This window comes from Micromonospora sp. NPDC005171 (assembly GCF_040608575.1).
Lineage (GTDB): Bacteria > Actinomycetota > Actinomycetes > Mycobacteriales > Micromonosporaceae > Micromonospora.
This window is the reverse complement of the sequence record NZ_JBEXIM010000003.1, coordinates 203,036-227,116: the sequence shown is the minus strand read 5'-3', so window position 1 is coordinate 227,116 and position 24,081 is coordinate 203,036. Positions and strand designations below refer to the sequence as shown.

The window sequence follows — 24,081 nt, the reverse complement described above, 5'->3', positions numbered from 1 at the left end:
CGGGACACGGAAGGCGGGCACATGCGCGCACGTACACGTCTGGCGATCGGGGCCGTCAGCGCCGTCGCCGGGGCAGCGCTCCTCACCGGCTGCGGTGACGCCGGCTCGTCCGGCACCGACGCACCCGCAACCAGCGCCTCCGGCGCCGGCTGCGCCCCGGTGGCCGGGCAGCAGCTCATCGCTCTGCAGGACGACAAGAAGCTGCAGAACTCCGACAACGTCATTCCGGCGGTCAACAGCAAGGCGGCCAATCCTCAGCTGATCGCCGCACTGGACAAGGTCTCCGCCACGCTCGACACCCCGAAGTTGATCCAGCTCAACAAGGCGGTGAACGAGGACCGCAAGACCCCCAAGGTCGCGGCCGAGGAGTTCGCCAGTGCGAACAACCTCACCGCGGGCATCGCCAAGGGCCCTGGTGGCAACATCACAGTTGGTGCCGGCAACTTCGCCGAGAGTCAGATTCTGGGCGAGCTGTACCGGATCGTGCTGACCTCGGCCGGCTACCAGGTCAAGGTGCAGCAGATCGGCAACCGGGAGCTCTACGCGCCGGCCCTGGAAAAGGGCGAGATCCAGGTCGTCCCGGAGTACGCGGCGACCATGGCCGAGTTCCTCAACACCAAGGCCAACGGCCAGAACGCGCAGCCGGTCTCCTCGCCGGACATCAACACGACGGTGACCGCGCTCAAGGCCGAGGGCGACAAGGTCGGCCTCACCTTCGGCACCCCGGCCGCCGCGCAGGACCAGAACGCCTTCGCGGTGACCAAGGCCTTCGCCGACAAGTACGGCGTGCGGACCCTCTCCGAGTTGGCGGCGAAGTGCTCCGGCAGCGCCACTGTGCTGGGTGGCCCGCCGGAGTGCGAGCAGCGTCCGTTCTGCAAGCCGGGCCTGGAGAAGACGTACGGGCTGTCGGTCGGCAAGTTCTCCTCGCTGGACCAGGGCGGGCCGCTGACCAAGAGCGGGCTGCGCGACGGTTCGATCAGTGTGGGCCTGATCTTCTCCTCGGATGGCGCCTTCGCCACCAGCTGAGCCCTTTTTGCACGAGCTGAGGACGCCCCCGACCCCACCAGGCGGGGGCGTCCGCGCGTCCCGGGGACCCCGTTCCCTCCGATGGTTATCGTGGGTAGGCTGCACATCCATGCCAGCCCCGGCCACCTCTGACGCCCGGCGTCAACCATCGCTGCTGACCATGCTCTTCTGGGCGGGCGTCGCTCTCGCGCCGGTGGCGGCGCTGATCCTGCTGGTGGCCGACGGCAACGGGCCGCTGCGCTTCGCCGCGGTGCTCGCCATTCTCGCGGTGGTGCTGATCGGCCTCTCCATCGCGCTGCGCCCCGACGGCGAGGGCGACGCGGTGCGCACCGACGAGCTGCAGGACGAGATCGAGGAGCTGCGCCGGGAGCTGCGTAGCGAGATTGTGGCCGCCGCCCAGCGCGGTAACCAGGCTCTCGACCAGGCGCAACGGGCCCAGGAGGGGATCGCCGCGGTACGCCGCCGCCTCGACGCCAGCGGTGCCGCCCTCGCCGGCGTCGCCCCCGCTGTCGAGCCGGCGGGCGCCGGGCGGGCACGGGTGGCGGCTCCCGTCGAGCCGCCGGTGGACGACGCGCCGGTGGCCCGTAGCCGGGTCCAGGGTGACGCGCCGCCCGGCCGTGCCCGGGTGTCCGGCCCCGACGACGCGCCCCGGTGGGGGCGCACCGAGCACCCGGACGACGACGAACCGGCGTACGCGCGGGAGGCCCCCGAGCCGCCGGCCGCCGGGATGTACGGCGGGGAACGGCCGGCCGCCACCGCGTACGGCTCAGCCCGCCCCCGGGAACACGACCGCCCCGAGTCGGCGCACCGTCCGGGTGGCGTGGTCCGACACACCGAGACCGTGCACGTCACCACCCGACACACAGTGGTGGACGGCGGCCCGGCCGAGCCCGCCGGGCGCTACGGCGGCGGGTACGCCGGTCAGTGGACCCCACCCGCGCAGGAGTGGACCCGGGGCGGCGACGCGAACGAGCGCCCCCGCGCGGCCGGGCGAGCGAGGAGCGAGCCGGAGGAGCGCCCCGGAGCCGGGTACGGCGACGAGCCGGGTTGGACGGGCCGCCGCGACGGGTACGCCCAGCCCGACGAGCCTGCCCCGGCGGCCCGGTCGCACCGCATCCCGGAGCGGCCGGCGGCGGAGTCCTGGGACAGCCCGGACGATCGGGGCTGGTCGGAGCAGCGCGACCGGACGGGCGCCGCCGCACCGCAGCCCGGGCCGCCGCTGCGGGCCGACGACACCGGCGAGTACTGGTCGCAGCTGCGGGCCGGTGACCGGTGGGCCGCCGTCCGCGACGACGAGAACGGCCGCGAGCTGCGGGTGGGCGAACGCCGGGCCGAGGTGCACGCCGACGCCACCGGCACCGAGTACCGGATGGCCGACCGCTGGGCCGCCGTCCGCCACGAGGAGCCGCGCCGCCACGAGGACGCCAGCCGCTACGAGGACACCGGCCGGTACGAGGACGCCGGCCGCTACGAGGAGCGGGAGTCGTACCCCCGGGACGAGCCGGCGCGCCGCCACGACCGCGACGGTGGCCGGCGGGCCGAGCCGGGACGGCCCGCGCTGCCGGTGGGCGGCGTGCCGGTGCCGGACGAGTGGCGCCCGCCGCGCCAACGCGGCCACCAGGCGGAACCCGCGCCGGAGCGGACCGGCCGGCGGCGGGTCGACGAGCGCTACGGATACCCGCCCCAGGACGACGTGCCGCGTGCCGGCGGCACGCCACCCGCTGACCGCTGGCGGTGACCGGTCAGGCGGCTCGGCTCATTTGTCGATGTCGCCGACCACGAAGAACATCGAGCCGAGGATCGCGATCAGATCCGGGACCAGGCAGCCGGGGAGCAGGGTGGCCAACGCCTGCACGTTCGCGTACGAGGCGGTGCGCAGCTTCAACCGCCACGGCGTCTTCTCGCCCCGGGACACCAGGTAGTAGCCGTTGATGCCGAGCGGGTTCTCCGTCCAGGCGTACGTGTGCCCCTCCGGCGCCTTGAGCACCTTCGGTAGCCGCGTGTTGATCGGCCCGGTCAGCTGGTCCACCCGGTCGAGGCACTGCTCGGCGAGGTCCAGCGACGCGTACACCTGGTCGAGCAGCACCTCGAAACGGGCGTGGCAGTCGCCGGCGGTCTTGGTCACCACCGGCACGTCCAGCTCGTCGTAGGCCAGGTAGGGGTCGTCGCGGCGCAGGTCCAGGTCGAGCCCGGAGGCCCGGGCCACCGGCCCGGACGCGCCGAACGCGGCGGCGTCCGCGGCGGACAGCACGCCCACGCCGACGGTGCGGGCCAGGAAGATCTCGTTACGCCGGATCAGGTGGTCAAGGTCGGGCATGCGGCGGCGTACCTCACCGATCGCCGCGCGGGCCCGCCCGGTCCACCCGTACGGCACCTCCTCCTTGAGGCCACCCACCCGGTTGAACATGTAGTGGATCCGGCCGCCGGAGACCTCCTCCATCACCGCCTGGATGGTCTCGCGTTCCCGGAAGGCGTAGAAGATCGGCGTGATCGCCCCGATCTCCAACGGGTACGAGCCGAGGAACATCAGGTGGTTGAGCACCCGGTTCAGCTCCGCGAGGGCCATCCGCAGCCAGGTGGCCCGCTCCGGCACCTCCATGCCCATCAGGCGTTCCACAGCGAGCACCACACCCAGCTCGTTGGAGAACGCGGAGAGCCAGTCGTGCCGGTTCGCCAGCACGATGATCTGCCGGTAGTCGCGTACCTCGAAGAGCTTCTCCGCGCCCCGGTGCATGTAACCGACGATCGGTTCGCAGGCGACCACCCGCTCGCCGTCGAGCACCAGCTTCAACCGCAGCACACCGTGGGTGGAGGGGTGCTGCGGGCCGATGTTCAGCACCATGTCGGTGCCGAGCTGCTGATCCCCGGTGCCGGCGATCAGCCCGGCCCCGGTGCCGACGGTCAGTTCACGGAGGGCCCCGGCGTCGGTGGTCATGCCCGTCATCGTGCCACGGCCGGCCCGAGCGGGATGCCGACCGGCTGGCGCAACCACAAGTGCCCGCCGAGCCCGGCCGGGTCGGTCAGCTCGGCCACCGCCGACGCGGCGGCCAGCGCCCGCACGTAGCCGACCGGGTCGGTGCCGGCCAGGCTGAGCGGCGGTCGCCCGCCGTCGGCCCCGAGCGCCCGCAGCGCCTCCCGCTGCAGGACCAGTGAGTACGCGCACCGGGCGACCGCCGCGCCGGCGGAGGCGACCGAGTCCATGGCCACGTGGGCGGTCACGTCACTCGACCCGTCCGGCACCGGAGGCACCTGCCGCCCACCCCGATACCCGGTCAACGTCCCGTCGACCGGCCGACTCTCTCTCAGGTGCCCGTAGTCGACGGCGACCGCGAGCCCTCGGCTGATCTGTCGGACCGCGTTCGCCCAGGCTTCGTCTCTCGTCCGTCCGATTTCTGCCCGGAAACCCGACTCGCTTCCGCTTGTCGCGTCGGTGGAGGTTGAACCACCAGTCAGGTCGCTGTCCACGCTGGCCGGGCTCGCGGGACTGGGCCACCACGTCGTCAGCCAGTCGAGGTCGGCGGGGGTGACCGGCCCGCCAATCGTCTCCACACCGCTGTCGGGGTCGACCAGCACATATCGCCAGCCGTCGCCGGTGTGCACCGTCACGTCGAGTGGGACGTTGTCCAACCATTCGGTAGCGATCAACAGTCCGTTGATCTCGTCGGGGCTTTCGGCCGTCCAGTTGATCTCTTCCGGCAGGTTCTCAGGACGGTCGGCGTACTCGACAGCTGTGAAGCGGACCCGTTCCGCGAGCGACAGACGATCGGCGACCAACGACGGCTCGTCCGGCGACCGACGGTCGGAGGCCGTGGAAGTCAGGGTTTCCGGGGAGCCCGACCACGAAGGGTTCCGGCCTGACCGCCCGGAGTGGGCGGGCTCCCCGGAAACCCCGACCGCGCCCCCGACGGCGGGTGCCGCATCGACGAGCCTGAGCAGGCTGTGCAGGAGCTCCCCTCGCCCCGCCCCGACATCGACCACGTCGAGCCGTGGCGGATGGCCGAGGGCCGAGTCCACTTCCGCGACAAGGCGCAGCAGTGCGCCGGCGAACGCGGGGGAGGCGTGCACGCTGGTCCGGAAGTGGGCGGCCGGCCCGCTGCCGGTCACGAAGAAGCCGTCCGGCCCGTAGAGGGCCTGGCTCATCGCGTCTCGCCACGGGATCGACATCAGCCCACTCCGGGTGCAGGAGGTGTCACCGTGTCGACCCTACGGCCACCCGATGGTGCGACGACTTCCATCCCCACCGGGTCGGCCTCGTGGTTCAGGCCGAGAAGTAGTGCCCTTCGTGCAGGTCGGCGATCAGGCCGGGGTGGGTCGGGGTCCAGCCCAGCAGTTCGCGGGTGATGGCGGACGAGGTCGGGTTGTCCAACTGCACGAACGACCCGAGGAAGCCGAAGTGGTCGTTGGCCTCGGCAGGGCTGATGCTCCGGACCGGGATGCCGAGGTTGTCGCCGATGGCAGCCGCGATCTGCTGGAAGGGGACGCCTTCGTCGGCGGCGCCGTGCAGGCGCGTGCCGGCCGGGGCCTTTTCGAGGGCGAGTCGGTAGAGCACGGCCGCGTCGAGTGTGTGGACGGCCGGCCACCGGTTGGCGCCGTCGCCGACGTAGGCGGAGTACCCCTTGCGCCGGGCCGCGGCGATGATGGCGCTGATGAAGCCGTAGCGGTCGAGGGAACTGTGCACCGTCGGCGCGAGCCGGACGATGGAGGAGCGCACGCCGCGGGTGGCGAGGTCGGCGACGAAGTTCTCCGCGTCGATCCGGTAGCCACCGCTCGGGAAGGTGTCGCGTTCGGTGCCGGGGCGGCCGACGATGCCGCCCATCACGAGCATTGCCGTCCCGCCGGTGCCGACCAGGGGCTTGCCGGAGCCGGCCAGGCCGTCGGCGAGTGCCGTGAGGGCGTCCAGGTCAGTCTTGGCGGCGCCGGCCAGGTCGCCGTTGACCATGAGGTCGTGGCGGAACGCCAGGTGGATCACTCCTTCGGCGGCGGCCGCCTCGTCCCGAAGCAGGTCGAGGTCGGACAGGTCGCCCCGGTGTGCCTGAGCGCCGAGCTTCTCGATGGCGGCGGCGGACGTGTCGGAGCGGGCGAGGCCGACGACCTCGTGCCCGGCGGAGAGCAGTTCCGGGACGACTGCGGAGCCGAGATGGCCGGAGGCGCCTGTGACGAATACGCGCATTGGGGTTCCTTCGTGAGTGCCGATGTCACCTTGCGACATGACCGTACCTCGCGTGATGTCACACCGCGACATGCGCACGGATTTAATGTCGCAATGTGACGTCGGATACCATCGCCGCATGGCCCGCTGGCAACCGGACGCACGCGGCCGCCTGGAGGCGGCCGCCTTCGAGTTGTTCCGCGAGCGCGGCTTCGAACAGACCACTGTCGCCGACATCGCCGCCCGTGCCGGCCTCGACAAACGCACCTTCTACCGGCTCTTCGGCGACAAACGCGAGGCGCTCTTCAGCGGCAGCGGGCACCTGGAGGAGGTCCTGGTCCGGGAGGTGACCGAGACCGACGCTGGCCCCTTCGAGGCGGTCGTCGCCGCCTTCCGCCGGGTGGCGGAAGAGATCTTCGCGGACCGTCTCGAACTGGTCCGAGCGCGGCAGACAGTCATCGACAGCAGCCCGGAGCTGCAGGAGCGTGAACTGCGCAAGACGGGCTCACTGGTGGCCGCGGTCACCGCCGCCCTGCGTGCCAGGGGCCTCGACGAGACCACGGCCACCCTGGCCACCGAGTCGGGTGCCACTGTCTTCCGGGTCGCGTACGCCCGCTGGGTCGCGCCCGACAGCGACGCCTCGCTCAGCGACCTGATCGCCGAGGTGGCCGCCGAGCTACGCGCCATCACGTCGGCCCTGCCTGAAACGCCCTGACGAGCCTTCTCGTCGGTGGTGAAGGTTTTCACACATGCTTGTCCCGGTTCGGCAGGCCGGGCGCATACTTGCGATCGACCGGTACCCCTTCTCGAGGACTGGATCGTCGTCATGAGCGCACCGTTGCGCCCGCGTCCGGCCGCCCCGCACGGGCCCGCCGCCTCGTGGGATCGCGCCGTTCCCGGCGCCCGCGCCACCTCCCGTCTGCTCACCGTCGGTGTCGTTGGCGCCGGTCGGGTCGGCGCCGTGCTGGGTGCCGCGCTCGCCGCCGCCGGGCACCGGGTGACCGCCGTCTCCGGCAGCTCCGGAGCCAGCCGCGCCCGCCTCGCCCTGCTGCTGCCCGAGGTGCCCCGCCGCCCGGTCGCCGCCGTGGCCCACGCCGCCGCTGACCTGCTGCTGATCGCGGTACCGGACGACCGGCTGGCCGCTGTGGTGACCGACCTCGCGCAGCGGGGCGCGCTGCATCCGGGCCAGATCGTCGCCCACACCTCCGGAGCCCACGGCCTGGCCGTACTGGCGCCGGCCGTCGCGGCCGGCGCCCGGGCGCTCGCCCTGCACCCCGCGATGACCTTCACCGGTACGCCAGACGACCTGGCCCGGCTGGACGGCATCTCGTACGGGGTGACCGCCCCGGCGGAGTTGCGCCCGCTGGCTGCCCGGCTGGTCGCCGACCTCGGTGGCGTGCCCGAGTGGGTCGCCGAGTCGGATCGCCCGCTCTACCACGCCGCGCTGGCCCACGGCGCGAACCACCTGGTGACACTTGTCAACGAGGCCACCGACCGGTTGCGGGACGCCGGGGTCTCCCGGCCGGAGAAGGTGCTCGCCCCGCTGCTGCGGGCCGCCCTGGAGAATGCGCTGCGGCTCGGCGACGACGCGTTGACCGGCCCCGTCTCCCGTGGCGACGCGGGCACCGTGCAGCGACACCTGGCCCGGTTGGCGGCCACCGCGCCGGAGTCCGTCCCCGCGTACCTGGCGCTGGCCCGTCGTACCGCCGACCGGGCGATCGCTGCCGGCCGGCTGCGGCCGGTGGACGCACAGTCGCTGCTCGGCGTACTGGCCGACAGCGGTCGGGAGGTGGCCGCATGACCCGGTTGGTGCACACGCGCGCCGAGTTGGCCGAGGCCCGGGCCGGGCTGAAGGGCACCGTCGGGGTGGTGATGACCATGGGCGCGCTGCACTCCGGGCACGAGACGTTGCTGCGCGCGGCCCGGGAACAGGCCGACCACGTGCTGGTGACGATCTTCGTGAACCCGCTGCAGTTCGGGCCGAACGAGGACTTCGACCGCTACCCGCGCACCCTCGACGCCGACCTGGAGGTGTGCCGGCGGGCCGGCGCCGATCTGGTCTTCGCCCCGTCGGTGGCGGACATGTACCCGGACGGGCAGCCCCGCGTACGCCTGGACCCGGGCCCGCTCGGCGCCGAGCTGGAGGGGGCGAGCCGCCCCGGCTTCTTCCACGGCGTACTCACAGTGGTGTTGAAGCTGCTCCAGCTCACCCGGCCGGACCTGGCGTTCTTCGGCGAGAAGGACTACCAGCAGCTCACCCTGGTCCGGCGGATGGCACGTGACCTGGACGTGCCGGTCGAGGTGGTCGGCGTGCCGACCGTCCGGGAGCCGGACGGGCTGGCGCTGTCCAGCCGCAACCGTTACCTGAGCGAGCCGGAACGGGCCGCCGCGCTGAGTCTGTCCGCCGCACTGCGGGCCGGGGCGCGGGCCGCCGACGACGGCCTGGACGCGGGGGCGGTGCTGACCGCCGCGCACGCCGCGTTCGGCGCCGGTACGCCCGGTGCCCGCCTCGACTACCTGGTGCTCACCGATCCCGAGTTGGAACCGGGGCCGGTGTCCGGGCCGGCCCGGCTGGTCATCGCCGCCTGGGTGGGCGCCACCCGGTTGATCGACAACGCGGCGATCCACCTCGCCCCGCGCCCCTGATCCGGCCGCACCTCCCTCCACCAATCCCGCGAAAGGCCACCCCGATGTTGCGGACCATGCTCAAGTCGAAGATCCACCGGGCCACTGTTACCCAGGCCGACCTGCACTACGTCGGTTCGGTGACGGTGGACGAGGATCTGCTCGACGCCGCCGACCTGCTCCCCGGCGAGCAGGTGGCGATCGTGGACATCACCAATGGCGCCCGGCTGGAGACGTACGTGATCCCGGGCGAGCGGGGCAGCGGCGTGATCGGCATCAACGGCGCCGCCGCGCACCTGGTGCACCCCGGTGACCTGGTCATCCTGATCTCGTACGGGCAGATGGACGACGCGGAGGCCCGGTCCTACCGGCCACGGGTGGTGCACGTCGACGCCGACAACCGGGTGATCGAGTTGGGTGCCGACCCGGCTGCGGCGGCGCCCGGCACGGCCGGGAACCCGGTGCCCAGCCCGCTGGCCGTGTCCGGAGTCTGATCCCGCGCACCACGATTCCGGTCTGTCACCAGAAGGTCATATCCAGTTACCCTGAGCGCGCTGGCGGAAGCCGGTCGGTGGCTGGGGGAGGCCGCGATGAGCCGTGCCATGACGACCCTGTTCGCCGCTGCCGTGACGGCGGTGCTGCTGGTGGGCTGTGCCGGGTCCGGCGGCCTGGACGGTGATCTGACCGACGACTGGGCCGCGCTGCCGGCACCGTCGGCGTTCACCCCGGCCGCCGGTGTGTGTCACGCCGCCGACTTCACCGATCTGGTCAGCCTGGCCAGCTACGAGCCGGTGGACTGCGCCGGGCCGCACCGACTGGAAACGGTGCACGTCGGGGCGTTCCCGGCCGAGCGGACGACCGCTCCGGCGGGCGGTTCGCCGGAGCTGCGGGGCGCGTTCGCCGAGTGCGACACCCGGGCGACCGGCTACGTGGGTGACGACTGGCGGGCGGGCCGGCTGCGGCTGTCCGTGGCGCTGCCCACCGTGCCGGGCTGGGCGGCTGGTTCCCGGTGGTTCCGCTGTGACCTCACCGAGTTGACCACGGTCGAGGCGGCGGCCATCGTGGTGGTCCGGTCAGGCAGCCTGCGGGACGCGTTGAAGGGGTCCACCGGGCTGCGCCTCGGTTGCCAGCAGACCCGCGGTGGCGCCGGCCGGGGCGTGCAGACGCTGACCCCGGTGGAGTGCGGCAGACAGCACGACGCCGAGTTCGTCGGGGTGTGGCGCGCACCGGACCGGGCGTACCCGACCCGGGATGCCGACTGGGTGCCGCTCTACACGGGTTGTCGCAGTGTCCTCGCCCGGTACGTGGGCGTTCCGGACGACGCCGAGCTGCGCGTCCGCAGCGGGGTGGTGGTCCGACCGCCGGGGGCGGGGCGCTGGAAGGTCGGTGATCGGGGCGTCCGCTGCTATCTGTGGCTCAGCCACCGTACGGTGGCCGCCTCGCTGAAGGGCGCGGGCCCGGCTGGCCTGCCGGTCCGGACGAAGTGACCACCGCCTGACGGTCGGCGCGGCGCGGCGGGCGCCGGACGGGGTCGCCCAAAACACTCGTCCCGCCCCCGCCGCCCCGGGCGAGGATGGTTCGGGTTGACTGGAGGGATGGACCTCCCGACCGTCGACCTGCCTGCCCTGCCCGCGCTGCTGGCCGCGCCCGCGCCCGGCTGGGTGGAGACCACCGATGTGATCGTGGTGGGTTCCGGCGTGGCCGGGTTGACCGCAGCGCTGCACCTGCGGGAGGCGGGTCTGCACGTCACGGTGGTTACCAAGGTCAACATTGACGACGGCTCGACCCGGTGGGCACAGGGCGGTATCGCCGCCGTCCTCGACCCGGCCGACACCCCGGCGGCGCATGCCCGGGACACCGAGGTCGCCGGGGTGGGGCTGTGCGACCCGGCGGCGGTCCGGGTGCTGGTCGAGGAGGGCCCGACCCGACTCCGTGAGCTGATCCGGATCGGCGCCGAGTTCGATCGTCACGCGGACGGCTCGCTGATGCTCACCCGCGAGGGCGGGCACCGAGCGGACCGGATCGTGCACGCCGGCGGGGACGCCACAGGTGCCGAGGTGCAGCGGGCCCTGCACGCCGCTGTGCAACGCGACCCGTGGATCCGGCTGGTCGAGCACGCCCTCGTGCTGGATCTGCTGCGCGCCCCCGGTGACGGCCCGGACGGGCTCGGCCCGGCCTGCGGGATCACCCTGCACGTGCTGGGTGAGGGCAGCGAGGACGGCGTCGGCGCGCTGCTGGCCCGTGCGGTGGTGCTCGCCACCGGCGGCATGGGGCAGGTCTTCTCGGCCACCACCAACCCTGCGGTCTCCACCGGGGACGGGGTGGCGCTGGCGTTGCGGGCCGGCGCGGCGGTGACCGACGTGGAGTTCGTCCAGTTCCACCCGACCGCCCTGATCACCCCGCCCGGCGCGGGGGTGCCCGGTGCCGGGCACGCGCAGCAGCCGCTGGTCTCGGAGGCGCTGCGCGGCGAGGGCGCGTACCTGGTGGACGCGGACGGTAAACGGTTCATGGTGGGCCAGCACGAGTTGGCCGAGCTGGCACCCCGGGACGTGGTGGCCAAGGGCATCCACCGGGTGCTGCTGGCCACCGGCGCGGACCACGTCTTCCTCGACGCACGGCACCTGGGCGGTGACTTCCTGGCCGGTCGGTTCCCCACCATCGTGGCGTCCTGCCTGGCGATCGGCGTGGACCCGGCGACCGACCTGATCCCGGTGGCGCCGGCCGCCCACTACGCCTCCGGCGGGGTCCGGACCGATCTGCGCGGCCGAACCTCCATCCCCGGCCTCTACGCCTGCGGCGAGGTGGCCTGCACGGGCGTGCACGGCGCGAACCGGCTGGCCAGCAATTCACTGCTGGAGGGTCTGGTCTTCTCCCGGCGGATCGCCGAGGACATCGCGGCCGGCCTGCCCGAGCAGGCCCAGCCGGCGGACACCGGCGCCTGGCGTGGCGGTACGGGCTGGGTGCTGCCGGCCGAGGTGACGCCGACCCTGCAACGGGCGATGACCAGGGGGGCCGGGGTGCTCCGGTCCGCGGCGACGCTGGCCGGGACGGGCGGGACGTTGACCGAGCTGGGCGCGGCCCGGGGCCGACCGCGGACCGCCGACTGGGAGGCGACGAACCTGCTCACCGTGGCGTCGACGCTGGTTGCCGCCGCGTACGCCCGCGGTGAGACCCGGGGTTGCCACTGGCGGGAGGACTTCCCGACGGCCGACGAACGGTGGCTGGGCCATCTGGTCGGGTCGATCGGGGTGCAGGGCCGGGTGACGCAGCAATGGGAGGACAAGTCATGATCGAGTCGACGCGGGCGGCGTTGCGGGCGGCCGGGCTGGATCCGGCGTTGGTGCAGCAGGTGATCGAGGGCGCGCTGGTCGAGGATCTGGGCCCGGACTTCCTGGACGTCACAAGCGTGGCCACCATTCCGGCAAAGCAGACCGACACCGCCGACCTGGTGGCCCGCGCGGACGGGGTGTTGGCCGGGATGGCGGTGGCCGCCGCGGTGTTCGAGCTGGTGGGCGAGGTGACGGGCTTCGGTCGTACCGTCGAGGTGTCGGTGCTGGCCCGCGACGGCGAGCGGGTGGCCCGCGGTGACGTGCTGGCGACGGTGACCGGCCCGACCCGGCTGCTGCTGACGGCCGAGCGGACGGCGCTCAACCTGCTCTGCCGGATGTCCGGGGTGGCCACCCACACCCGCGCCTGGGCGGACGCGCTGGCCGGCACGAAGGCGACGGTGCTGGACACCCGCAAGACGACGCCGGGCCTGCGGGGGCTGGAGAAGTACGCGGTGCGGGCCGGCGGTGGCACCAACAAGCGGATGGGCCTCTACGACGTCGCCATGATCAAGGACAACCACAAGCTGGCGGCCGGGGGCATCACGGCGGCCTACCGGCGGGTCCGGGAGGCGTTCCCGGAGGTGCCGGTGCAGGTGGAGGTGACCACCGTCGACGAGGCGGTGGAGGCGGTGGAGGCCGGGGCGGACTTCCTGCTCTGCGACAACATGACGCCGGAGGTGCTGGCCGAGGCGGTGGCCGCGGTGGGGGACCGGGCGGAGCTGGAGGCCACCGGTGGGCTGACCCTCGAGGTGGCCGGACGGTACGCGGCGACCGGCGTGGACTTCCTCTCGGTGGGCGCGTTGACCCACTCGTCGCCGATCCTGGACATCGCGCTGGACCTGCGCACCGAGTAGTTGTCTAGGCTGCGTGCGTGCTGCTCTGCATCGACATCGGAAACACCAACACCGTGCTGGCGACCTTCGACGGCGACAAGCTGGTGCACTCCTGGCGGATCAAGACCGATGCCCGGTCGACGGCGGACGAGCTGGGCCTGATGTTCCGGGGTCTGCTCGCCGCGGACAACGTCGAGATCACCGGTGTGGCCGCCTGCTCGACGGTGCCGGCCGCGCTGCGGTCGCTGCGCACCATGCTCAGTCGTTACTACGCCGACCTGCCGAGCGTCGTGGTCGAGCCGGGGGTGCGGACCGGGGTGCAGTTGGCGATCGACAACCCGAAGGAGGTCGGCGCCGACCGGGTGGTGAACACGCTGGCCGCGTACACCCTCTACGGCGGCCCGTCGATCGTGGTGGATTTCGGCACCACCACCAACTTCGACGTGATCAGCGAGCGCGGTGAGTTCCTCGGCGGCGCGTTCGCCCCGGGCATCGAGATCTCCTTCGACGCGCTGGCCGCACGGGCCGCGCAGCTGCGCAAGGTCGAGGCCACCAAGCCCCGCTCGGTGATCGGCAAGAACACCGTGGAGTGTCTCCAGGCCGGCCTGTACTTCGGCTTCGCCGGGCAGGTGGACCGGATCGTCGAGCGGATGACCGAGGAGTTGGGCGAGGTGCGGGCGGTGATCGCCACCGGTGGCCTCGCCTCCCTGGTGATCAACGAGTGTCGCAGCATCACCCACCACGAGCCGATGATCACGCTGATCGGCCTGCGGATGGTCTACGAACGCAACCTGTGAGACCCCGGCGGCGTCAGCGCCGCCGGGCGCGCAGCACAAGCGTCCGGTACGGCAGCTCGACGGTGTCCCGGCCGGCCAGCGCGGGGTGGGTGGTCAGGAGTCCGGTCAGCTCCCGCTCGACCCGCTGCTGATCCTCGTTGGCGGCGGTGAGCCAGTACGAGCGGGTGCGGACCATGCCGAGCAGCTCCTCCGGCGTGAGCCTGGTGCGGTGCGTGAACTCGCGCTGCTCGATGGTGTCGAACGCGGGGCCGAAGTCGGGGTACTCGCCGACGACCAGGCGGGCCGACTTGTCCCCGAAGTGGGCGATGCGACCCAGCTCGGCCACCCAGTCGACGCTGTCGTCCCGGATGTTCCAGATCGGGGCGAAGGTGCCCCCGGGGCGGAGCACCCGGGCGATCTCGGCGTGCGCGGGCTCCCGGTCGAACCAGTGGTACGCCGTCCCGACCAGCACCGCGTCCACCGTCGAGTCGGGCAGGGGCAGGGCTTCGGCGCTGCCCGCCAGCGCCGTCGTGCCCGGGGTGCTGGCGGCGAGCTGCGTCCGCATCCCCGGATCGGGCTCGACAGGTACGACCTCGTGATCCAGGGCCAGCACAGCTCGGGTCAGGATGCCGGTGCCCGCCGCGAGATCGACCACCCGGGCCTCGCTGAGCCCGTCGAGTGCCCAGCGGACCGCAGCCTCGGGATAACGTGGTCGAAACCGGTCGTAGTCACTCGCCGCGGCACCGAACGACAGGGCATGAGTGTGATCGACCATGACGGGCAGGTTATCCCGTAACAGCCTCCGGACCGCTTGAGTACGCTCGGGCCTGACCCCCTGTATCTCCGTGACGAGGAAGCGTGCCGTGAGCGAGCAGAACCCCGTGCCAGTGGACCCCGCCGACGACCTTCCCGAGCAGATGAAGGTCCGCCGGGAGAAGCGGGACCGGATGCTCGCCGAGGGCGTCGAGCCCTACCCGGTCGGCTTCCCCCGCACCACCACCCTGGCGCAGGTCCGGGCGGCCTACGCCGACCTGCCGACCGACACCGCGACCGGCGACCAGGTCGCTGTCACCGGCCGGGTGATCTTCGTACGCAACACGGGCAAGCTCTGCTTCGCGACCTTGCGGGACGGCGACGGCACCGAGTTGCAGGCGATGCTCTCCCTGGACCGGGTCGGGCCGGAGCGACTGGAGGCGTGGAAGCGCCTCGTCGATCTCGGCGACCACGTCGGCGTCACCGGTGAGGTGATCACCAGCCGTCGGGGTGAGCTGTCGGTGTTGGCCCAGCAGTGGGAGATGACCGCCAAGGCGCTGCGGCCGTTGCCAGTGGCCCACAAGCCCCTCTCCGAGGAGGCGCGTGTCCGGCAGCGTTACGTGGACCTGATTGTCCGGCCCCAGGCGCGGGAGATGGTGCGCACCCGTGCCGCCGCCGTACGCAGTCTGCGCGATTCACTGCACGGGCAGGGCTTCATCGAGGTGGAAACGCCGATGTTGCAACTGCTGCATGGTGGCGCGGCGGCTCGACCGTTCGTGACCCACAGCAATGCGTTGAACACCGATCTGTATCTGCGAATCGCTCCGGAACTGTTTCTCAAGCGCGCTGTGGTCGGCGGCGTCGACCGTGTCTTCGAGATCAACCGTAACTTCCGTAATGAGGGTGTCGACTCTTCGCACTCGCCGGAGTTCGCGATGCTGGAGACGTACCAGGCGTACGGCGACTACGACACGATGGCCGAGTTGACCCGCAATCTCGTGCAACAGGCGGCGATCGCGGTGAGCGGCTCGACTGTGGTGACCCACGCCGACGGGCGCGAGTTCGACCTGGGCGGTGAGTGGCGGTCCGTGACGTTGTTCGGTGTGCTTTCCGAAGCGCTGGGCGAGGAGGTCACGGTCCGCACCGAACGGGCCCGCCTGGTGGAGTACGCGGACAAGGTGGGATTGGCTGTGGACCCGAAGTGGGGCCCGGGCAAGCTGGCTGAGGAGTTGTTCGAGGAACTGGTCGTTCCCGGCCTGGAGGCGCCCACCTTCGTACGGGACTACCCGGAGGAGACGAGCCCGCTCACCCGGGCCCACCGCAGCGAGCCGGGGCTGGCCGAGAAGTGGGACCTCTACGTCCTCGGCTTCGAGCTGGGCACCGCGTACTCCGAGCTGGTCGACCCGATCGTGCAGCGGGAGCGGCTGGTCGCCCAGGCGCAGTTGGCCGCCCGAGGTGACGACGAGGCGATGCGTCTCGACGAGGACTTTCTTCGGGCGATGGAGTATGGAATGCCGCCGGCCGGCGGTATGGGAATGGGAATCGACCGGCTGTTGATGGCCCTGACCGGCCTCGGAATTCGGGAAACGATCCTCTTCCCGTTGGTCCGCCAGGAGTAGTCCCGCCCGGCTCACGCCGAGCCGTAACCGGGTCCTATTGACGCGACGAGCGGCGCGCGGGTTATTGTGCTCTCGTTAGCAGGAGCACCCTGCTCGAAAGGAATGTGGGACGTGGCCAAGCAGATCATTCACAAGCTGGTCGATGACCTGGACGGCGGGGACGCGGACGAGACCGTCAAGTTCGCCCTCGACGGCGTTCAGTACGAGATCGACCTCTCGAGCGCCAACGCCGCTAAATTGCGCGATGCATTTGCCTCGTACGTGGGTGCCGGCACCAAGGTCGGCCGGGGCGGCGTGGTGATCGGTGGGCGGGCTGCCCGCGGTCGGGGTGGCGCGACCGCCGATCGGGAACAGAACAAGGCGATCCGGGAGTGGGCCAAGAAGGCCGGCAAGGACATCTCGGACCGGGGTCGTATCCCGCAGGAGATCGTGGACGAGTTCCACGCGAAGCGCTGATCCGTCAGCAACCTGGTGGCCAGCCGCCACCGCAGGCGACACCGACGCCGGGCCGGAGGAGTTCTCCGGGCCGGCGTCGCCGTATCCGCTGCGGGCAGGCCCCGCCGTTGCGGCCAGCGCCTTTATGTCCGTTCCGGAGCGTTGTGCCCGTTTCGGCTCGGCTTCGTGCCTCCGTTCTGCCGGCGTCGTCGTGCCCGTTCCAGGCCGGGAAGCATTCCGGGCAGACCGACGTTGTCCACAACCAGTGGACCAGCTGTCCACAGCCTGTGGACAACCTCCCCCAGGGGCGGGCGCGGCGCTCGTAGCGAACGCCGGTCCACCCCTCCGGAGCCTCCGGGAAGCCTTCCGGACCCCGGATCGGGCTTCGGTGGAGCCAGTCGGATTTCGCTCTGCGCGTAGCGACAGGGCTACCGGAACACCTCCTGAGCGCGGACGGTTGTCCAAAACGACGTGGAACCGACCCAGACCAGAGACACACGACCTCAGCTGAGTCGGTCAGCGACGATAGAGTAAGGAGGCACGGACGCCCGTCCTGGACGTTCGTGCACCGGCCCCGCCAAGATCTTGACCATCAAGGCGCACGGCACGTGAGGAGCACGAGGGCATGTTCGAGCGGTTCACCGACCGAGCGCGACGGGTTGTCGTCCTGGCCCAAGAAGAGGCCCGGATGCTCAACCACAACTACATCGGTACGGAACACATCCTGCTGGGCCTGATCCACGAAGGTGAAGGCGTCGCGGCAAAGGCCCTGGAGAGCCTCGGCATCTCCCTGGAGGGCGTCCGTCAGCAGGTCGAGGAGATCATCGGCCAGGGCCAGCAGGCGCCGAGCGGGCACATTCCGTTCACGCCGCGGGCCAAGAAGGTGCTGGAGCTGTCGCTGCGCGAGGCGCTGCAGCTCGGCCACAACTACATCGGCACTGAGCACATCCTGCTCGGGCTGATCCGTGAGGGCGAGGGCGTTGCCGCCCAGGTGCTGGTCAAGCTCGGCGCCGACCTCAACCGGGTCCGCCAGCAGGTGATCCAGCTGCTTTCCGGCTACCAGGGCAAGGAGCCTGCCGCGGCGGGCGCCGCGCCGGGTGAGGCCGCGCCGTCGACCAGCCTGGTGCTGGACCAGTTCGGCCGCAACCTGACTCAGGCCGCTCGTGAGGGCAAGCTCGACCCGGTCATCGGGCGCGAGAAGGAAATCGAGCGGGTCATGCAGGTGCTCTCCCGCCGTACCAAGAACAACCCGGTCCTGATCGGTGAGCCCGGCGTCGGTAAGACCGCCGTGGTGGAGGGCCTGTCCCAAAAGATCATCAAGGGCGAGGTGCCCGAGACTCTGAAGGACAAGCAGCTCTACACGCTCGACCTGGGCGCGCTCGTCGCCGGTTCCCGCTACCGCGGTGACTTCGAGGAGCGCCTCAAGAAGGTCCTCAAGGAGATCCGCACCCGCGGCGACATCATCCTGTTCATCGACGAGATCCACACCCTGGTGGGTGCGGGTGCCGCCGAGGGCGCGATCGACGCCGCGAGCATCCTCAAGCCGATGCTGGCCCGTGGTGAGCTGCAGACCATCGGTGCCACCACGCTCGACGAATACCGCAAGCACCTGGAGAAGGACGCCGCTCTCGAGCGCCGCTTCCAGCCGATCCAGGTGGGTGAGCCGTCGCTGGCCCACACCATCGAGATCCTCAAGGGCCTGCGTGACCGCTACGAGGCTCACCACCGCGTCTCGATCACGGATGCCGCTCTCGTGGCCGCCGCGACCCTGGCCGACCGGTACATCTCCGACCGCTTCCTGCCGGACAAGGCGATCGACCTGATCGACGAGGCCGGTGCGCGAATGCGGATCCGTCGGATGACCGCGCCGCCAGACCTGCGTGACTTCGACGAGCGCATCGCCCAGGTGCGTCGTGACAAGGAGTCGGCGATCGATGCGCAGGACTTCGAGCGCGCCGCGCAGCTGCGCGACAAGGAGAAGCAGCTCCTCGGGCAGAAGGCTCAGCGGGAGAAGGAGTGGAAGGCCGGTGACCTGGACGTCGTCAGCGAGGTTGACGACGAGCAGATCGCCGAGGTGCTCGGCAACTGGACCGGCATCCCGGTCTACAAGCTGACCGAGGAGGAGACCTCGCGCCTGCTGCGCATGGAGGACGAGCTGCACAAGCGCGTCATCGGCCAGGAGGACGCGGTCAAGGCGGTCTCGAAGGCGATCCGGCGTACCCGGGCCGGCCTGAAGGACCCGAAGCGCCCGTCGGGCTCGTTCATCTTCGCCGGCCCGTCCGGTGTCGGTAAGACCGAGCTGTCCAAGGCGCTCGCCGAGTTCCTCTTCGGCAGCGAGGACGCCCTCATCCAGCTGGACATGTCCGAGTTCCACGACCGTTACACGGTGTCGCGGCTCGTGGGTGCCCCTCCCGGCTACGTCGGCTACGACGAGGGCGGGCAGCTGACCGAGAAGGTGCGGCGTCGGCCGTTCTCGGTGGTCCTCTTCGACGAGATCGAGAAGGCTCACCCGGACGTGTTCAACACGCTCCTGCAGATCCTCGAAGACGGTCGGCTCACCGACGGTCAGGGTCGGATCGTGGACTTCAAGAACACGGTCATCATCCTGACCACCAACCTGGGCACCCGTGACGTCGCCAAGGCGGTGTCGCTGGGCTTCCAGCAGTCGGAGGACTCCGAGTCCAACTACGACCGGATGAAGCAGAAGGTCAACGACGAGCTCAAGCAGCACTTCCGGCCTGAGTTCCTCAACCGGATCGACGACACCATCGTCTTCCACCAGCTGCGCCAGACCGAGATCCTCTCGATCGTGGACATCATGATCCAGCGGATCGAGGGCCAGCTGCGTAACAAGGACATGGGTCTGGAGCTGACCGACAACGCCAAGAAGTACCTGGCCGCGAAGGGCTTCGACCCGGTGCTCGGTGCCCGTCCGCTTCGTCGCACGATTCAGCGCGACATCGAGGACAACCTCTCCGAGCGGATCCTGTTCAACGAGCTGACCCCGGGTCAGATCGTCGTGGTCGACTGCGAAGGCGACCCGGACGACATCGACAAGTCCAAGCTCGTCTTCCGGGGCTCGGACAAGCCGGTTGAAGTTCCGGACGCCGTCCCGGCCGACCTCGGTGGCACCGCCGCTGGCACCGCCGCCGCAGGCGTGGACGAGTAAACAGAACCAGCAAGGGGCGGGGCCCCGGTGGCGCAAGCCACCGGGGCCCCGCCTTTCTGCGTCACCCGAACAGCAGCACCCGCCGCGCACCCGGGCCGCAAGATCGCGCAACATCCTGGATGTAGTGGCATCCGGGGCGGCCGACACCACTACATCCAGGATCGAGCACGATCTTGCGGTGGGGACCGGCCGATGCTCGAATGGGCGGTGGTCAGGTGGTGAGGTCGGCGGTTGGGCGGGACGGCCCGTCACCCACCAGGCGGAAGAAGTCAGCGCCGGCCGATTCGACCAGCCCGTCCTGCACCAGGCCGGCGAGGGCGCGGGCGCGTTGCACGTCGTCGGCCCAGACCTGGTCCAGCCGCTGGTGCGGGACCGGCCCGGTGCTGTCCCGGAGCACTCCGAGCAACAGGCCGCGTACCTGCCGGTCGGTGCCCGCGTACCGCTGCGGTCGGCGGGTCGGCCCCGCCGGCGCCTCCTGGCCAGACGTCCGCCATGCGCAGACCGACTCGACGGGGCAGGCGGTGCAGCGCGGTGACCGGGCTGTGCAGATCACCGCGCCCAGTTCCATGAACGCGGCGCTGGCCAACGCCGCTGCGGCCGGTTCCAGTGGAAGCAGCTCCTCGGTGGCGACCAGGTCGGCTGGTCGGGTGACCGGACCGGCGTCCGGTTCGCCGGCCACCGCCCGGCACACCACCCGGCGTACGTTCGTGTCGACCACCGGGTGCCGCTGCCCGTACGCGAAGGCGGCCACCGCCCGTGCCGTGTAGGTGCCGACTCCGGGCAACGCCAGCAGTTGCTCCAGCCGGTCCGGCACCTGGCCGCCGTGCCGGTCGACGATCGCGACCGCGCACTCGCGCAACCGGACCGCCCGACGGGGGTAGCCGAGGCGTCCCCACATCCGGATCGCCTCGGCTGGGGTGTCCGCCGCCAACGCGGCCGGCTCCGGCCAGCGGGCCAGCCAGGCATGCCAGGCCGGCACCACCCGGACCACAGGTGTCTGCTGGAGCATGACCTCGCTGACCAGGATGGCCCACGGGGTGACGCCGGGCTCGCGCCACGGCAGGTCACGGGCGTGTTGCTGGAACCAGCGGCTGACCACTGTGGCGAAGTCGGGTTGAGTCATGGCGTCGTCGATGATGCCACGCCCGGCGTTCCCGTTTGATGGGCGGCTCGGGCGGGGTGCCACCTCGTCGTTCGGCGGACGGGGGAGAATGCCCGGATGAACGAGCTCGCGATCACCGTCATCGGTCGGGACCGGCCGGGCATCGTGGCCGACGTCGCGGAGGTGCTGGCCCGGCTGGGCGCGAACCTCACCGACAGCACGATGACGCGGCTGCGGGGGCATTTCGCGATGACCCTCATCTGCACCGGCCCGGCCGCCGCCGAGGTCGAGGCCGCACTGGCGTCGCTGGCCGCCGAGGGTCAGCTGCTGGCCACGGTACGCGCGGTCACCCCCGACGGCGATGTGCCTCCGGCGGGTGAGCCGTACGTGATGGCGGTGCACGGTTCCGACCGGATGGGGATCGTCGCGGCGATGACGCGGGTGCTTGTGGATGCCGGCGGGAACGTCACCGACCTGAGTACCCGGTTGACAGGTGCGCTCTACGTGGTCCTGGCGGAGGTCGAGTTGCCGGCCGGTGTGGCGGACACTCTGATCGACCGGCTGCACCGGACGGCTGCCGAGCTGGGCGTGGAGGTCACCCTCCGGCCGGCGGACCCGGATTTGTTGTGACCGGCGAGGAGCGCGGGCCGGAGCTCGGCCTGGGGGGCTGGACACCGGAGTCGCTGGACGTGCCGGGCGAGGTGCGGGCGGTGGTGTCCGCCCCGCATCCGGTGTTGAGTCGGGCGGCGGACGAGGTCGATCCCACCGCCGACGAGACGGTCCAGTTGGCGGCCGACCTGGTGGCCACGATGAAGGTCTCGCCGGGCTGTGTCGGGCTGGCCGCACCGCAGGTCGGGGTGGGCGCTCGGGTCTTCGCCGTGGACGTGACCGGGCACCCGAAGGCGGTGACCGTGCACGGCACGTTCGTGTTGTGCAACGCGCGGGTGGTGGAGGCGACGCGGTGGAAGCCGGGCCGGGAGGGCTGCATGTCGGTGCCGGACCTGACCGGGGACGTGAAGCGGGCCAGCCGGCTGGTGGTGGAGGGTGACCTGCCGGGCAGCGGCGAGCCGGTCCGACTGGTGACCGACGGCTTCGAGGCTCGGGCGTTGCAGCACGAGATCGACCACTGCGCGGGGCTACTCTTCCTGGACCGGGTGGCCGGTGCGCATGCGGTCTACCAGCGCAAGGTCTACCTGTGACCGGCGCGCCGTTTGTCCTCAGTGGAGGATTGGGCGTACCCCTCGAATCGGTTTCGGCGCGTCGCGGCGCACTGCCGGGTACGGCGCGGCTACGGTGGAGGGCATCATGCGTCTGACGGTCGGCCCCCTGCCACCCGCCGTGTACTGGCGGCGTCGCGCCGTCGTACTCGGAGCGGGGTTTCTGTTCCTGATGGTCCTGCTCTACTCCTGCACCGGTTCGGATCGTTCCGGCGGCCAGAAGCCGACGGCGGGAGGTTCCCCGTCGGCGACGTCCGCCGCGACGTCTGGTCCCGGCGGGCCGGTGCTGACACCGCAGACCGGTGCCCCGTCATCGTCGGCGTCCGCTGATTCGGGTGCGACGAATCCGAGCCCGGCGATCACCAGCAACACACCGCCACTGGGCGCGGCGGCCGGTTCGGAGGACGACGGCACCTGCACCGACGACGAGATCAGCGTGGTCTCGTCGGCGAGCCCGACCTCGGTGCAGCGAGGTGCTGTGGTCGAGCTGCAACTGAAGATCAAGAACACGTCGAACCGGACGTGCAGTCGCAACGTCGGCGCCGACCTCCAGGAGATCTTCATCAAGTCCGGCGCCGAGAAGGTCTGGTCGTCGGACACCTGCGGCAAGGTCCAGGGCTCGGACCCGCAGTCCTTCACGCCGGGCTTCGTGCGCTCCTACCAGGTGCCGTGGAACGGGCGGGACACCAGCCGCTGCGACGGTGCGCTGGCCGCCGGGCCGTTCGCGCCGGCCGGGTCGTACCAGGTGTTCGCCCGGGTCGGCACGAAGCTCAGCGACCCGGTGAAGCTCACCGTCACCGGCTGAGCCGGGTCAGACGTAGCGCTCCAGGATGGACGCCTCGGCGAGCCGGGACAGCCCTTCACGGACGCCACGGGCCCGAGCGTCACCGACCCCTTCGACGGCTTGCAGGTCCTCCACTGTTGCCCCGAGCAGCCGCTGGAGGCTGCCGAAGTGCAGCACCAGGCGGTCGACCACCGCCACCGGCAGTCGGGGCACCTTGGCCAGCAGCCGGAAGCCGCGCGGGCTGACCGCGGCGTCGAGCGCGTCGGACGCGGCCGGGTAGCCGATCGCCTTGGCCACCGACACCAGGTCGATCAGCTCGGTGGCACCGAGCAGGTCCAGCTCGACGAGAGCCTCGTCCAGGGTGCGTGACTTGCGGCCGACGGGGAGGTAGTCCCGGATGACCAGGGTGCGGTCGGCGTCCACGCCAGCCATCAGCTCGTCGAGTTGCAGGGCGAGCAGGCGACCGTCGGTGCCCAGCTCCACCACGTAGCCGGCGATCTCGTCGGCAATCCGGCGAACCATCTCCAGCCGCTGCACCACGGCCACCGCGTCCCGCACGGTGACCAGATCCTCGATCTCCAGGGCGGAGAGCGTGCCGGAGACCTCGTCCAGCCGGAGCTTGTAGCGCTCCAGGGTGGCGAGCGCCTGGTTGGCCCGGGAGAGGATGGCCGCCGAGTCGTCGAGCACGTGCCGTTGGCCGTTGACGTAGAGGCTGATGATCCGCATGGACTGGCTGACCGAGATGACCGGATAGCCGGTCTGCCGGGCCACCCGCTCGGCGGTGCGGTGCCGTGTGCCGGACTCTTCCGTCGGGATGGACGGGTCGGGCATCAGGTGCACGGCCGCCCGGACGATCCTGGTGCCGTCGCTGGAGAGCACGACGGCGCCGTCCATCTTGCACAGCTCGCGCACCCGGGTCGCGGAGAACTCCACGTCCAGCGGGAAGCCGCCGGTGCACAGGCCTTCGACGACCTTGTCGTAGCCGAGCACGATGAGCGCGCCCGTGCGGCCGCGCAGGATGCGCTCCAGACCATCGCGCAAGGCGGTGCCCGGGGCCATCAGGGCGAGGTTGGCCCGCAGCGGATCCCCGGCGCTCCCGGCGGCTCCCGCCGTCACGCTCACGCTGATCGGGCGGGCGGGCGAGCCCACGGCGCCGGTGCGGGCCTGGGGCGGCGCGCCGGCTGGCTTGGTGGTATCGCGGTCGATCGGCACGGGCACAGTCTACGGACTGCCGTGCGGTGGGTGCTGTCGTGGTTACTGTGAT

Annotated in this window: 22 protein-coding genes; 16 read left to right on the top strand and 6 right to left on the bottom strand. The window is 71.4% G+C overall.

The window, feature by feature from the left end:
- Nucleotides 1–21 precede the first annotated feature (21 nt).
- Both ABZU74_RS07620 and ABZU74_RS07615 read left to right on the top strand, forming a co-directional pair.
- A complete protein-coding gene (locus tag ABZU74_RS07620; protein ID WP_355419538.1) occupies nt 22–1,026 on the top strand; it encodes a glycine betaine ABC transporter substrate-binding protein in 1,005 nt (334 codons plus the stop codon).
- 109 nt (nt 1,027–1,135) lie between these two features.
- A complete protein-coding gene (locus ABZU74_RS07615; RefSeq protein WP_355419536.1) occupies nt 1,136–2,764 on the top strand; it encodes a hypothetical protein in 1,629 nt (542 codons plus the stop codon).
- A gap of 18 nt (nt 2,765–2,782) precedes the next feature.
- Here the strand turns inward: ABZU74_RS07615 and ABZU74_RS07610 are convergent, their stop codons facing one another.
- The 3 genes from ABZU74_RS07610 to ABZU74_RS07600 form a co-directional block, all read right to left on the bottom strand.
- On the bottom strand, nt 2,783–3,970 hold the full coding sequence (locus ABZU74_RS07610; protein ID WP_355419534.1) for an NADH-quinone oxidoreductase subunit D: 1,188 nt from the start codon (nt 3,968–3,970) through the stop codon (nt 2,783–2,785).
- Entirely contained in the window at nt 3,967–5,190 is a 1,224-nt protein-coding gene (locus tag ABZU74_RS07605) for an SAM-dependent methyltransferase (RefSeq protein WP_355419532.1), read from the bottom strand. Before ABZU74_RS07605 ends, ABZU74_RS07610 begins: the two co-directional genes overlap by 4 nt.
- Nucleotides 5,191–5,284: 94 nt before the next feature.
- Entirely contained in the window at nt 5,285–6,196 is a 912-nt protein-coding gene (locus ABZU74_RS07600) for an SDR family oxidoreductase (RefSeq protein ID WP_355419530.1), read from the bottom strand.
- Between the two features lie 118 nt (nt 6,197–6,314).
- Here ABZU74_RS07600 and ABZU74_RS07595 point away from each other — a divergent pair, with 118 nt between their 5' ends.
- The 8 genes from ABZU74_RS07595 to ABZU74_RS07560 all read left to right on the top strand — a co-directional run bounded on the left by ABZU74_RS07595 (nt 6,315) and on the right by ABZU74_RS07560 (nt 13,759).
- A complete protein-coding gene (locus tag ABZU74_RS07595) occupies nt 6,315–6,890 on the top strand; it encodes a TetR family transcriptional regulator (RefSeq protein WP_355419528.1) in 576 nt (191 codons plus the stop codon).
- 111 nt (nt 6,891–7,001) lie between these two features.
- Nucleotides 7,002–7,976 carry a Rossmann-like and DUF2520 domain-containing protein gene (locus ABZU74_RS07590; RefSeq protein ID WP_355419526.1) on the top strand — a complete coding sequence of 325 codons (975 nt, stop codon included), beginning with the start codon at nt 7,002–7,004 and terminating at the stop codon, nt 7,974–7,976.
- Nucleotides 7,973–8,821, top strand: coding sequence for a pantoate--beta-alanine ligase (gene panC / locus ABZU74_RS07585; RefSeq protein ID WP_355419524.1), 849 nt, complete (start codon nt 7,973–7,975; stop codon nt 8,819–8,821). Before ABZU74_RS07590 ends, panC begins: the two co-directional genes overlap by 4 nt.
- 44 nt (nt 8,822–8,865) lie before the next feature.
- Complete coding sequence (gene panD / locus ABZU74_RS07580; RefSeq protein ID WP_030327945.1) at nt 8,866–9,294, top strand: aspartate 1-decarboxylase; 429 nt, start codon at nt 8,866–8,868, stop codon at nt 9,292–9,294.
- Between the two features lie 96 nt (nt 9,295–9,390).
- Complete coding sequence (locus tag ABZU74_RS07575) at nt 9,391–10,287, top strand: septum formation family protein (protein ID WP_355419521.1); 897 nt, start codon at nt 9,391–9,393, stop codon at nt 10,285–10,287.
- 108 nt (nt 10,288–10,395) lie between these two features.
- Nucleotides 10,396–12,090 carry an L-aspartate oxidase gene (locus tag ABZU74_RS07570; protein WP_355419519.1) on the top strand — a complete coding sequence of 565 codons (1,695 nt, stop codon included), beginning with the start codon at nt 10,396–10,398 and terminating at the stop codon, nt 12,088–12,090.
- The gene (nadC, locus tag ABZU74_RS07565; RefSeq protein WP_355419517.1) at nt 12,087–12,983 is read left to right on the top strand and encodes a carboxylating nicotinate-nucleotide diphosphorylase; all 897 of its coding nucleotides are present in this window, start codon (nt 12,087–12,089) and stop codon (nt 12,981–12,983) included. The genes ABZU74_RS07570 and nadC overlap by 4 nt, the downstream gene beginning before the upstream one ends.
- A 17-nt stretch (nt 12,984–13,000) precedes the next feature.
- Entirely contained in the window at nt 13,001–13,759 is a 759-nt protein-coding gene (locus ABZU74_RS07560; protein ID WP_355419515.1) for a type III pantothenate kinase, read from the top strand.
- A 13-nt stretch (nt 13,760–13,772) separates the two neighbouring features.
- Here ABZU74_RS07560 and ABZU74_RS07555 read toward each other — a convergent pair whose 3' ends face one another.
- A complete protein-coding gene (locus ABZU74_RS07555) occupies nt 13,773–14,513 on the bottom strand; it encodes a class I SAM-dependent methyltransferase (RefSeq protein WP_355419513.1) in 741 nt (246 codons plus the stop codon).
- An 88-nt stretch (nt 14,514–14,601) separates the two neighbouring features.
- Between ABZU74_RS07555 and lysS the strand changes: the two genes are divergently transcribed.
- The 3 genes from lysS to ABZU74_RS07540 all read left to right on the top strand — a co-directional run bounded on the left by lysS (nt 14,602) and on the right by ABZU74_RS07540 (nt 19,714).
- Nucleotides 14,602–16,110: a lysine--tRNA ligase gene (gene lysS, locus ABZU74_RS07550; protein WP_355419511.1), complete on the top strand. Its 1,509-nt coding sequence runs from the start codon at nt 14,602–14,604 to the stop codon at nt 16,108–16,110.
- A 111-nt stretch (nt 16,111–16,221) separates the two neighbouring features.
- Nucleotides 16,222–16,566 (top strand): Lsr2 family protein, encoded by a 345-nt coding sequence (locus ABZU74_RS07545; RefSeq protein ID WP_036392792.1) that lies wholly within the window; start codon nt 16,222–16,224, stop codon nt 16,564–16,566.
- Nucleotides 16,567–17,170: 604 nt separating this feature from the next.
- Complete coding sequence (locus tag ABZU74_RS07540; protein ID WP_030327930.1) at nt 17,171–19,714, top strand: ATP-dependent Clp protease ATP-binding subunit; 2,544 nt, start codon at nt 17,171–17,173, stop codon at nt 19,712–19,714.
- Between the two features lie 211 nt (nt 19,715–19,925).
- Here ABZU74_RS07540 and ABZU74_RS07535 read toward each other — a convergent pair whose 3' ends face one another.
- Nucleotides 19,926–20,837: an A/G-specific adenine glycosylase gene (locus ABZU74_RS07535; protein ID WP_355419508.1), complete on the bottom strand. Its 912-nt coding sequence runs from the start codon at nt 20,835–20,837 to the stop codon at nt 19,926–19,928.
- A 96-nt stretch (nt 20,838–20,933) separates the two neighbouring features.
- Between ABZU74_RS07535 and ABZU74_RS07530 the strand changes: the two genes are divergently transcribed.
- The 3 genes from ABZU74_RS07530 to ABZU74_RS07520 all read left to right on the top strand — a co-directional run bounded on the left by ABZU74_RS07530 (nt 20,934) and on the right by ABZU74_RS07520 (nt 22,838).
- Nucleotides 20,934–21,446, top strand: a complete 513-nt coding sequence (locus ABZU74_RS07530) for an ACT domain-containing protein (protein ID WP_355419506.1) — start codon at nt 20,934–20,936, stop codon at nt 21,444–21,446.
- Nucleotides 21,443–22,015 (top strand): peptide deformylase, encoded by a 573-nt coding sequence (locus ABZU74_RS07525; protein WP_355419504.1) that lies wholly within the window; start codon nt 21,443–21,445, stop codon nt 22,013–22,015. Before ABZU74_RS07530 ends, ABZU74_RS07525 begins: the two co-directional genes overlap by 4 nt.
- Before the next feature lie 106 nt (nt 22,016–22,121).
- Nucleotides 22,122–22,838, top strand: a complete 717-nt coding sequence (locus ABZU74_RS07520) for a hypothetical protein (RefSeq protein ID WP_355419502.1) — start codon at nt 22,122–22,124, stop codon at nt 22,836–22,838.
- A 6-nt stretch (nt 22,839–22,844) separates the two neighbouring features.
- Here ABZU74_RS07520 and disA read toward each other — a convergent pair whose 3' ends face one another.
- Entirely contained in the window at nt 22,845–24,029 is a 1,185-nt protein-coding gene (disA, locus tag ABZU74_RS07515) for a DNA integrity scanning diadenylate cyclase DisA (protein ID WP_030327921.1), read from the bottom strand.
- Nucleotides 24,030–24,081: the final 52 nt, after the last annotated feature.

Bases quoted from the DNA above. Each gene is read 5' to 3' on its own strand.
- ABZU74_RS07620 (WP_355419538.1), top strand. From the start codon at position 22: ATGCGCGCACGTACACGTCTGGCGATCGGGGCCGTCAGCGCCGTCGCC.
- ABZU74_RS07615 (WP_355419536.1), top strand. From the start codon at position 1,136: ATGCCAGCCCCGGCCACCTCTGACGCCCGGCGTCAACCATCGCTGCTG.
- ABZU74_RS07610 (WP_355419534.1), bottom strand. From the start codon at position 3,970: ATGACGGGCATGACCACCGACGCCGGGGCCCTCCGTGAACTGACCGTC.
- ABZU74_RS07605 (WP_355419532.1), bottom strand. From the start codon at position 5,190: ATGTCGATCCCGTGGCGAGACGCGATGAGCCAGGCCCTCTACGGGCCG.
- ABZU74_RS07600 (WP_355419530.1), bottom strand. From the start codon at position 6,196: ATGCGCGTATTCGTCACAGGCGCCTCCGGCCATCTCGGCTCCGCAGTC.
- ABZU74_RS07595 (WP_355419528.1), top strand. From the start codon at position 6,315: ATGGCCCGCTGGCAACCGGACGCACGCGGCCGCCTGGAGGCGGCCGCC.
- ABZU74_RS07590 (WP_355419526.1), top strand. From the start codon at position 7,002: ATGAGCGCACCGTTGCGCCCGCGTCCGGCCGCCCCGCACGGGCCCGCC.
- panC (WP_355419524.1), top strand. From the start codon at position 7,973: ATGACCCGGTTGGTGCACACGCGCGCCGAGTTGGCCGAGGCCCGGGCC.
- panD (WP_030327945.1), top strand. From the start codon at position 8,866: ATGTTGCGGACCATGCTCAAGTCGAAGATCCACCGGGCCACTGTTACC.
- ABZU74_RS07575 (WP_355419521.1), top strand. From the start codon at position 9,391: ATGAGCCGTGCCATGACGACCCTGTTCGCCGCTGCCGTGACGGCGGTG.
- ABZU74_RS07570 (WP_355419519.1), top strand. From the start codon at position 10,396: ATGGACCTCCCGACCGTCGACCTGCCTGCCCTGCCCGCGCTGCTGGCC.
- nadC (WP_355419517.1), top strand. From the start codon at position 12,087: ATGATCGAGTCGACGCGGGCGGCGTTGCGGGCGGCCGGGCTGGATCCG.
- ABZU74_RS07555 (WP_355419513.1), bottom strand. From the start codon at position 14,513: ATGGTCGATCACACTCATGCCCTGTCGTTCGGTGCCGCGGCGAGTGAC.
- ABZU74_RS07540 (WP_030327930.1), top strand. From the start codon at position 17,171: ATGTTCGAGCGGTTCACCGACCGAGCGCGACGGGTTGTCGTCCTGGCC.
- ABZU74_RS07535 (WP_355419508.1), bottom strand. From the start codon at position 20,837: ATGACTCAACCCGACTTCGCCACAGTGGTCAGCCGCTGGTTCCAGCAA.
- ABZU74_RS07530 (WP_355419506.1), top strand. From the start codon at position 20,934: ATGAACGAGCTCGCGATCACCGTCATCGGTCGGGACCGGCCGGGCATC.
- ABZU74_RS07520 (WP_355419502.1), top strand. From the start codon at position 22,122: ATGCGTCTGACGGTCGGCCCCCTGCCACCCGCCGTGTACTGGCGGCGT.